Source organism: uncultured Roseibium sp., assembly GCF_947496995.1.
In the GTDB taxonomy this organism is placed as follows: domain Bacteria; phylum Pseudomonadota; class Alphaproteobacteria; order Rhizobiales; family Stappiaceae; genus Roseibium.
Genome location: NZ_CANMFD010000006.1, coordinates 197935 through 206541 on the forward strand (window position 1 = coordinate 197935; position 8607 = coordinate 206541).

The following is an 8607-nucleotide window of genomic DNA, read 5'->3' on the forward strand; positions in this document are numbered from 1 at the left end:
CGGACCGCAATTATCGGCCTCTGTCGGATTTTCATGCCGCTGTGCCGGTATTGCAGGGTCATGGTTTCGCGGAAGCTGTTGAAAAATACGGCCTCGACGACCGGCTCAGGCTGGCCGGAAAACGGGACCAGAGACAATTTGGAGACGAGAAGAACATGTCCGATAGCCTATTCGTTCTGACGCTCTCATGCGCGGACAAGCCCGGCATCGTGGCCGCCGTGACCACCGAGCTTGCGGATTTCGGCGCCAATATCGCTGAAAGCGACCAGTTCTGGGACCGGGTCACCAATCAGTTCTTCCTCCGGATCGCGATCCTGGCTCCCGAGGGCGTCACCCTGGAGAGCGTCCAGAAGTCGCTGGATCCGGTCATCAGCCGGTTCGACATGAAGGCGAAGCTGGTCGACACCGCCAAGAGGCCGAAGGTGATCGTCATGGTGTCGAAATTCGACCACGCCATGCTGCATCTTCTCTACCAGATCCGGGTCGGCTGGATGGATGCGGAGGTCGTGGCCATCGTCTCCAACCACGCGGACGGTCGGCGGACAGCCGAACACGAGGGCATCGCGTTCCATCACTGGCCGGTGACGAAGGAAAACAAGGCCGAGCAGGAAGACAAGCTCCTGAAACTGGTCAAGGAAACCGGTGCCGATCTGGTGGTGCTCGCCCGCTACATGCAGGTGCTGTCAGACAATCTTTCCAAGCGCCTGTTCGGCAAGGTGATCAACATTCACCACTCCTTCCTGCCGAGCTTCAAGGGGGCAAAGCCCTATCATCAGGCCCATGCGCGCGGCGTGAAGATGATCGGCGCGACCGCCCATTACGTCACCCCGGATCTCGACGAGGGTCCGATCATCGAACAGGACGCGGAACGGGTCAGCCATTCCCTGTCCGCAGAGGATTTCGTCGCCCGTGGCCGCGACATCGAAGCGCGCGTGCTCGCCCGTGCCGTGAAATACCACCTGGAAAACCGGGTGATGATCGTCGGCAACAAGACGATCGTCTTCACCCCGTAACCTTGAGCCTGTCCGCCGCACCCGAACGGGACAGGCCCCGTCTTTTTTTGCCGGAGAACCCGGACCTTTACAGCACAAGCGACCAGAGCGTGGCTGCGATCATCGCCACCGCCATCGTGACGGTGATCGCCCGCATCAGAGGGCCGTCACCGATCAGCGCGAGGATTGACACGCCGGCAAGCGCCCAGAGCGAATGAAACACCGTGCCGCCGAGCATGAAGCCGGCGACCAGGATCATCGCGTTTTCATGCACGTCGAGACCGTTCCCGGCGAGAAAGCTCGAGAACGCCGCGAGATTCATTGCCCAGGTCTTCGGGCTGAGTGGATGGATCAGCAGTCCTTCCCTGAAGCTCGGCAGCGCGACCTCGCCCTTCGGCTTGACGGAGAGGGAGATTATCCGCCAGGCAAGATAGGTCATATAGGCCATGCTCAGCACCTTGAAGATCGCGACCACCGGACCGCCCCCGGCCATGACATGGCCGAGACCATAGGCAACGCTGAGCTGCAGCGGCAAGGCTCCGATCTGGGAGGCGACGATGACGGGAAACGCCGTCCGGTAACCTGCGGAGGCGCCGATCGCAAGAAAGGTCAGGTTTCCGGGGCCGGGAGTTCCGGTCATGACGATGACGAAGATCGCGAAGGCGAGAAATGTAGCGGGATCCATGACGCATCTCCGGATGGCTTTCGATACAATCGATACAAAGCAGGCGGAGATACCAATTGTCTTGAGAAATTGTATTCGTCAATGATAACATTGTCCTCATGACAATGTGGATACCGGACATAACAGCGGCGCAGGGGCCCATTTATCTGGCAATCGCCGACGCGCTGGAGACCGCCATCGGCACCGGCGCGCTGGCCCGGGGAGACCGGCTGCCGCCGCAACGGGAACTGGCCTACAAGCTGGGCGTCACACTCGGCACCATCACCAGGGCCTACGGCGAGGCGGAAAGACGCCGGTTGGTGAAGGGCGAAACCGGCCGCGGCACCTATGTGGCGCCCGAACAACAGAAGGTCTCGCCCCTCATCCCCAGGGAGGAGGAGCCGGAAGCCGTCGATCTGGCCCGTAATTTCGCCTATCCGCATCTCAATCCGAGCCTGTCCGACGGGCTGGTGCGCATGGCCCGGACAGTCGGCATCGACCGGCTGAACGGTTTCGTGCCGTCCGAAGGCCTCAGGGCGCACCGCGAAACAGGGGTTCTTGTCTTCAAGGACTACGGCCTTGACGCCGACCCTGCCCGCGTTGCTGTGACCTGCGGCGCGCAGCACGGCATTCAGGTGACCTGCCAGGCCCTTTTCAGGGCAGGCGACGCGATTGCCGTCGACTGTTTCACCTATCCGTCGATTTTCAGCTCTCTTGCGGGCATCGGATTGAAACCGGTGCCGATTCCAGCCCTGCGGCGCGAAGACGGCGGTTTCGGTGCCATGGATCCCGAAGCGCTTGCACGTGCGGCGGCGGCCCATGGCGTCAAGGGCGTTTTCCTGATGCCGAACATGCAAAATCCGACGACCCACACCATGACCGTTGAGGAAAGGGAGGATCTTGTCCGGGTGGCGCAGACCCACGACATCAAGATCGTCGAGGACGACCCCTACACGCCTTTTCTGCCGGAAACACTTCCGGCTTTCGGCGCGCTTGCCCCGGAACGCACCGCCTCGATCGCCAGCATTTCGAAGGTCTGTTCTCCCGGCAGCCGGATCGGTTTTGTCCACGTGCCGGCTTCCTTCGGAGACAGTATCCGCAACAAGATCGGCGAAAGCACGTGGATGGCTTCGCCGATCACCGCCGAACTGATCGCCGGCTGGGTGCGCGAGGGGCATCTGTTCAAGACCCTGCGCCTGAAGCGGAAAGCCAATCGCGTCAGGTTCCTGAACGCCCGGGATCTGCTGTCACCCTATTTTCTCCAGGGGGACCCTGACAAGGTGTTCGGCTGGCTGCGGCTGCCCGACACCGTTGACCCGGATGCCCTCCAGGCCGCCCTCGGCCACCAGGGCGTGGCGGTTCTCTCGTCCCGGTATTTCCAGGTAAGGGACCACGCCCCGGCTCCCTACCTGCGCATCACCTTCGGCTCGGAGGAATCCGACGAACGGTTTCGTTGGGCCATTCAGCGGATCAGGGCGACCATTGGCCAGTTGGCCGACTATTCCGTCCTCACTCGTCCGGTAGGTTAGGAAACCGGCCCGAAACGGCGACGGATGAGCCGGAAAAGGCTCACTTTGACAAGAACCGGATTCCAGCCGATAAGCGGCGCGCAATGAAAGACCGGAGAACAGCATTCAGGCTGTCCGCGGCGAGGTAAGATGGCGCTCTGGCCCCAAAAGAAAAATCGGAACAGGCCGCGTGTCTGCGATCCGGATGCCCGGCCTTACGCGGTGTTCGACGGGGCGGGTTTGACAATCGGCGGAAAGCAGATCCTGCAGGGCCTCACCCTGACGCTTCAGGAAGACAGGATCGGCGTCATCGGCCTGAACGGCTCGGGCAAGAGCTCTTTCGTCCGGTTACTGAACGGCTTGCGCAGTCCCTCGGATGGCACGCTTGCTCTGTTCGGCGCCCCATCGGCCCAGGCCGAGCCGGAACTGCCGCGCCATGTCGGCTTCGTGTTCCAGAACCCAGACCATCAGGCTATCTTTCCGACTGTCGAGGAAGAAATCGCCTTCGGACTGACGCAACTTGGCGCCGGCAAGGACGAAAGCCGGCGCGGTGCGCGCACATTTCTTGCGCAGCACGGCTGCGAGCAACTGGCTGACCGGCCGATTTCAGAACTTTCCGAGGGCCAGAAACAGCTTATCTGCATCCTTGCGGTGCTTGTGATGGAGCCGAGCCTTCTGGTGCTCGATGAGCCGATGACGAGCCTCGACGCGCTGGCGTCGCGCCGGATCCGCGACAAGCTTCTGTCCCTGCCGCAAAAGATCGTCATGGTCAGTCACGACCTCGATCATTTCGACGGGTTCGACCGGCTGCTCTGGCTGGAGGAAGGGCGTTTGCGCATGGACGGCGACCCGGACACCGTCCGAGAGGCCTATCGCCGGGATGTCGCGCTCAGGCTGGGCAGCGAACAGGAGCCTGCCGCCCTATGATCTCGGTTTACCTCCAGGGCGACAGTTGGGCACACCAGGTTCCGGCGGGCCTGAAACTGCTGGCCGTCGCACTGGCCAGCTTGGCGCTGTTCCAGGTCACGTCGCTCTGGGTCTACCTGATCTGTCTCTGCGTCGTACTGCTTTGTTATGCCTCGCTCGGGCGTGCGGGGCTTGCCCAACTCAAGCTTCTGCGCGCGTTGAGTTTCTTCCTTGTCCTGCTGGCGCTTATGCACTGGTACTCGGACACGCTTCACGACGGAGCACTCGCCATCGTGCGGCTGCTGACCATGGTGCTGGCCGCGAACTTCGTCTCGGTCACCACGCGCATGGATGACATGATGGCAGCGGTCCAGCCGCTTTTCAGGCCGCTGGCGCTTGTCGGCCTGTCTCCGCGCAAGGCCGCACTGGGCGTCACGCTGGTGCTGCGGTTCGCGCCGCACATGCTGGTGGTCTACGGCATGCTGCGGGAAGCCTGGCGGGCCAGGACCGGCTCAAGGAATTCCTGGCGTCTGCTGGCGCCTTTCGCGATCCAGTCGCTGCGGATGTCAGACAATGTCGCCGAAGCGCTCAAGGCGCGCGGCGGCGCGGACGGCCTGTCCGCCTAGAGCTTCGGGCCGCATGCACGACGCCGGCGGGGTCTGGCAATTGCACGGAAAGTGGTCTATCCCGCAGACAGTGGACACGGCGTCGATCCGTGGGATTTGTGATACACTCCCGACCTGGCGCTTTCCTCATTTTAAAAGAAGGTGAAATCCAAAATGGCTGACCGGTCGCTTGTCCAGATTGCGTTTTATGCGGCTCTTGTCGCGGTCCTGGGACTTGTTCCGGCGATCTATCTGCCATGGACCGGGCCGGTGCCGATCACCGCACAGACACTCGGCATCATGCTTGCCGGTATCATGCTGGGTCCCGTGCGCGGGGCATTGGCCGTTTTGCTCTTTCTTTTTGTCGTTGCCCTGGGAGCGCCGTTTCTCTCCGGCGGGCGCGGCGGATTTGCCTGGTTCTATTCGACATCCGGAGGGTTTCTGATCGGATTTCCGTTCGGGGCCTTTGCGGCCGGACTGGTGATGCGGGCCACCCGGGAGCTGAGTGTTCTGGTCTCGGCGGCAATGGCCGCAGCGATCGGTGGAATTCTCGTCATCTATGCCTTCGGCGTGCCGGGGATGGCGTTCTGGGGCAACATGTCTCTGGCAAAAGCCGCGACGATTGCCGGCGGGTTTATTCCCGGTGACGTGATAAAGGTCTGTCTGGCGGCCCTGATCGCACAGACGATTGCGCGCGGTCTGCCGAGCGCCCTCGTCTCCAGAAACTGACGGGGCCGTCTGGAAGGTCGGCATCTCATGGCTTTTGTCGGCGACGGGCTGGATCGATTTGCCCGCGATAACCCCGATGGGACAGCACTGTCTTGCGGTGCCGTCCGGATCACCTGGAGCGAACTGCTCTTCAGTGTCGATGCGGTGGCGCAGCGGCTGTCGCGCCTGACGCAACCCGGCGGGCGTGTGGTGCTGAACCTGCAGGACCCGGCAAGCTTGGTTCGCGGCTTTTTCGCCTGCGCGCGGGCGGGGCGTGTCGCCGTTGTGACGGATCCCGGTTGGCCGGCGGCCACGACAGGGGACGTGCTCGCTGCAATCACACCTGACCTCGTCGTCGACGATACTGCCTATGCGGAGCTGGAGGCTATTACCGGCAGCATCGATGCCGGGCAATCCGGCCCACAAGACCCTCCCGTTTATTCCGATCTGTTCTATGCCGGGTTCACGTCCGGTTCCAGCGGCACCCCGAAAGGCTATGTGCGCTCGCACGGGTCCTGGCTTGAAAGCTTCAAGCTGTCCACGCGTGCCTTCGGCATGGCCGGCAGCGCCCGGATCGTCCTGCCGGGCCGGTTGACCCATTCGCTGCATCTTTACGGGGCCGTCTGCGGCCTGGCATCCGGACAGGAAGTGGTCCTGATGCCGCGCTTCGATCCGCGCACCGTGCTCGCGGAGCTTGGCGGCGCAAAATCGGAAGCGGCGCTCTATGCCACGCCCACCCAGCTCCATTTTCTCGCCGAAGCCGCAAGGCGCACCGGGCCGATCAATGCCGTCAGGCAGGTTCTTGCCAGCGGTGCCAAATGGAGCGACGCCGACCGGAGGGCGTTGGCAGCTGTCTTTCCGCAGGCGCGGCTGTACGAGTTTTACGGCGCCTCCGAAACCAGCTTCATCACCATCGCTGCGCCGGACGACAGGGTGCCTGCCGGTTCGGTTGGCCGTGCGGCCGAGGGCGTGGAAATCGCCATCGCCGATCCGCACCGGCCCGCCCCTCCGGGCCACTCCGGTCTGATCTGGGTCCGCAGCAAACTGCTCTTTTCCCGATATATCTGCGGGGCCTCGCCGACGACGCGTTGGCGCGACGGCTGGCTGAGCGTCGGCGATCACGGCCGTCTGGACGCGGACGGGTTTCTCTATCTGACCGGGCGCGAAAACCGGATGATCGTGACTTCCGGACTGAATGTTTACCCCGAGGAGATCGAGGCCGTGCTTGCCGATCACCCTGCGGTTGCCGTCGCCGTTGCCGCCGGCCTTCCCGACCCGGTGCGCGGAGAGCGCCTGGAGGTGGTGGTTCAACTGACAGAGCCGTGGGACGCCGCCGGCACCGAACTCATGCGCTATTGCCGGGACAGGCTCGCGGCCGGCAAATGGCCGCGAAAGATCCACTTTCGGGACAGCTTGCCGCTGACGGCGGGCGGAAAGCCGGATATTCAGAAGATCCTTGCAGACTTGCCGGCTGACGGAGAAGAAGCCTGATGGAAAGGCGGAGCGCCATCATTGTCGCGGCGCGGCGCACGGCTGTGGTGCCGCGCGGCGGCGCCCTGTCCCGCCTCCAGGCGGATGAACTGGCCGCGCCGGTAATGGACTGTCTGCTGGCGGATACCGGCAGAGCCGCCGGGAGCGTCGATCACGTTATTCTCGGCAATGCTCTTTACGGGGGCGGAAACCCGGCGCGTATGGCGGCGTTGCGAGCAGGGTTGCCGCAGGGCGTGCCGGCGCTCACGGTCGACACACAGTGCTGTTCGGGCCTCGATGCCATCATGCTGGCGGTACGGCTGGTCGAGGCCGGAGCGGCCGAATGTATTCTGGCAGGGGGCGCGGAGAGTTTCAGCCGCGCACCGATCCGCATGAAACGAGCCCTGTCACCGGCGGAACCGGCAGTTCCCTATGACCGTCCGCCTTTTGCCCCGCCGCCCTATGCTGACCCGGAACTCGCCGATGCGGCCGCGAAGCTGGCTGCGGCGCGCGGCCTGACACGGCAGACACAGGCGGAGTTTGCAGTCGCCTCCCACCGCAAGGCAATCGCGGCGCGTCCCTTTCTGCAGACACGTCTGGTCACAGATCGCTGGGCTTTGCCCGACAGGGACGGGTTCACGCGCGACTTGTCATTGAAAACGGCGCTACGCGCACCGGTTCTGGCCGGCCCGGTGGAAACCGGCCTCGGTGCGGCAACCATCGCCTGCGAGGCCGACGGCGCCGCCCTGGTGATGGTCCTGTCGGAGCGCGCTTTCGCCCGTCACGGTGGATCGGGTCTGAAGGTCCTCGCGGCACGCGGCTCCGGAGGCGATCCGGATGCCCCGGCTCTGGCGCCCGTCGCGCTCGCACGGAACCTGATGGCGGACCTGAAAATCGGGTCACCCGATCTTGCGGCCGTCGAAGTGATGGAAGCCTATGCGGTTCAGGCGATGGCAACCGCAAGCGACCTGGGCATCGACCCGGACAGCCTCAACAGGCACGGTGGCGGTCTGGCAAGGGGACATCCGATCGGTGCGTCGGGCGCAATCCTGGCCGTGAACCTGTTCGATCTTCTGTCAAGTCCGCAGGACCCTGCGGAACCTGCTCAAGCCTTTGGCATGGCGCTGATTGCGGCAGCCGGTGGACTGGGGTCCGCGCTGGTGGTTCAGGCGGTGACGAAGAAAGCTGGATAAGAAATAATTGCCTGAATTCATTCGTGAAAACCGGGCCTCTGCAATTATTTTCGCTTTTTTTGATTTTTTTCAGACGGGGCAGTTGACGGTTTGAATTGTGCTGCGTATAACGCGGCTCATCGACGGCGGCAACGTCGCTGGCGACAGGGTTTTGTGCTCTAAATTCCTGAAAATCGGACATTTGGATCCGGGCTGCGAGGTTCGGACATGGCTGGTTTTCGCTGGGTTTGGGGCGATCCGAGAGAGCGTTTGTCTCTCTGTTCATTGACAATTTGATTTTGAAGGAAGGGAAGCGTAGGCGGCGTTGGCCTTGCGGGAAGCCATTGTCTGGGCACTTGTGTTTGGATTTTGGTTTTTAAGTAAGGGTTACGCAGGTACGTTTGATCTTTCAAACAAGGAAGCCGATTTGGCTGGATGGATTTATTCGTCTGGTTTTATCGAGCTCTTGTTAATTCTGTGGGGGCTGGCAGAGATGCTGGTTCTTACATTGAGTGCTTTAATGCATAGCGATTGATTAAGTTGCCTGTGATTGAACTTTTATTAAACCTGAGAGTTTGATCC

Annotated in this window: 9 protein-coding genes; 8 read left to right on the plus strand and 1 reads right to left on the minus strand. The window is 62.5% G+C overall.

Going from position 1 to position 8607, the window contains the following annotated elements; translation table 11 throughout:
- Window positions 1–155: 155 nt before the first annotated feature.
- Window positions 156–1013: a formyltetrahydrofolate deformylase gene (purU, locus tag Q1B40_RS22070; RefSeq protein WP_299819754.1), complete on the plus strand. Its 858-nt coding sequence runs from the start codon at window positions 156–158 to the stop codon at window positions 1011–1013.
- Between the two features lie 67 nt (window positions 1014–1080).
- Here purU and Q1B40_RS22075 read toward each other — a convergent pair whose 3' ends face one another.
- The gene (locus tag Q1B40_RS22075; protein WP_299819661.1) at window positions 1081–1677 is read right to left on the minus strand and encodes a LysE family translocator; all 597 of its coding nucleotides are present in this window, start codon (window positions 1675–1677) and stop codon (window positions 1081–1083) included.
- Window positions 1678–1775: 98 nt separating this feature from the next.
- Here Q1B40_RS22075 and Q1B40_RS22080 point away from each other — a divergent pair, with 98 nt between their 5' ends.
- The 7 genes from Q1B40_RS22080 (at window position 1776) to Q1B40_RS22110 (ending at window position 8560) form a co-directional block, all read left to right on the plus strand.
- The gene (locus Q1B40_RS22080) at window positions 1776–3185 is read left to right on the plus strand and encodes a PLP-dependent aminotransferase family protein (RefSeq protein WP_299819664.1); all 1410 of its coding nucleotides are present in this window, start codon (window positions 1776–1778) and stop codon (window positions 3183–3185) included.
- A 129-nt stretch (window positions 3186–3314) separates the two neighbouring features.
- Window positions 3315–4091, plus strand: a complete 777-nt coding sequence (locus Q1B40_RS22085; RefSeq protein WP_299819668.1) for an energy-coupling factor ABC transporter ATP-binding protein — start codon at window positions 3315–3317, stop codon at window positions 4089–4091.
- Window positions 4088–4696: an energy-coupling factor transporter transmembrane protein EcfT gene (locus Q1B40_RS22090; RefSeq protein WP_299819671.1), complete on the plus strand. Its 609-nt coding sequence runs from the start codon at window positions 4088–4090 to the stop codon at window positions 4694–4696. Before Q1B40_RS22085 ends, Q1B40_RS22090 begins: the two co-directional genes overlap by 4 nt.
- Before the next feature lie 153 nt (window positions 4697–4849).
- Window positions 4850–5404, plus strand: coding sequence for a biotin transporter BioY (locus Q1B40_RS22095; RefSeq protein ID WP_299819674.1), 555 nt, complete (start codon window positions 4850–4852; stop codon window positions 5402–5404).
- 27 nt (window positions 5405–5431) lie between these two features.
- Window positions 5432–6874, plus strand: coding sequence for a class I adenylate-forming enzyme family protein (locus Q1B40_RS22100; protein ID WP_299819677.1), 1443 nt, complete (start codon window positions 5432–5434; stop codon window positions 6872–6874).
- The gene (locus tag Q1B40_RS22105; protein ID WP_299819680.1) at window positions 6874–8046 is read left to right on the plus strand and encodes a thiolase family protein; all 1173 of its coding nucleotides are present in this window, start codon (window positions 6874–6876) and stop codon (window positions 8044–8046) included. Before Q1B40_RS22100 ends, Q1B40_RS22105 begins: the two co-directional genes overlap by 1 nt.
- Window positions 8047–8356: 310 nt before the next feature.
- Complete coding sequence (locus Q1B40_RS22110; RefSeq protein ID WP_299819725.1) at window positions 8357–8560, plus strand: hypothetical protein; 204 nt, start codon at window positions 8357–8359, stop codon at window positions 8558–8560.
- Window positions 8561–8607 lie beyond the last annotated feature (47 nt).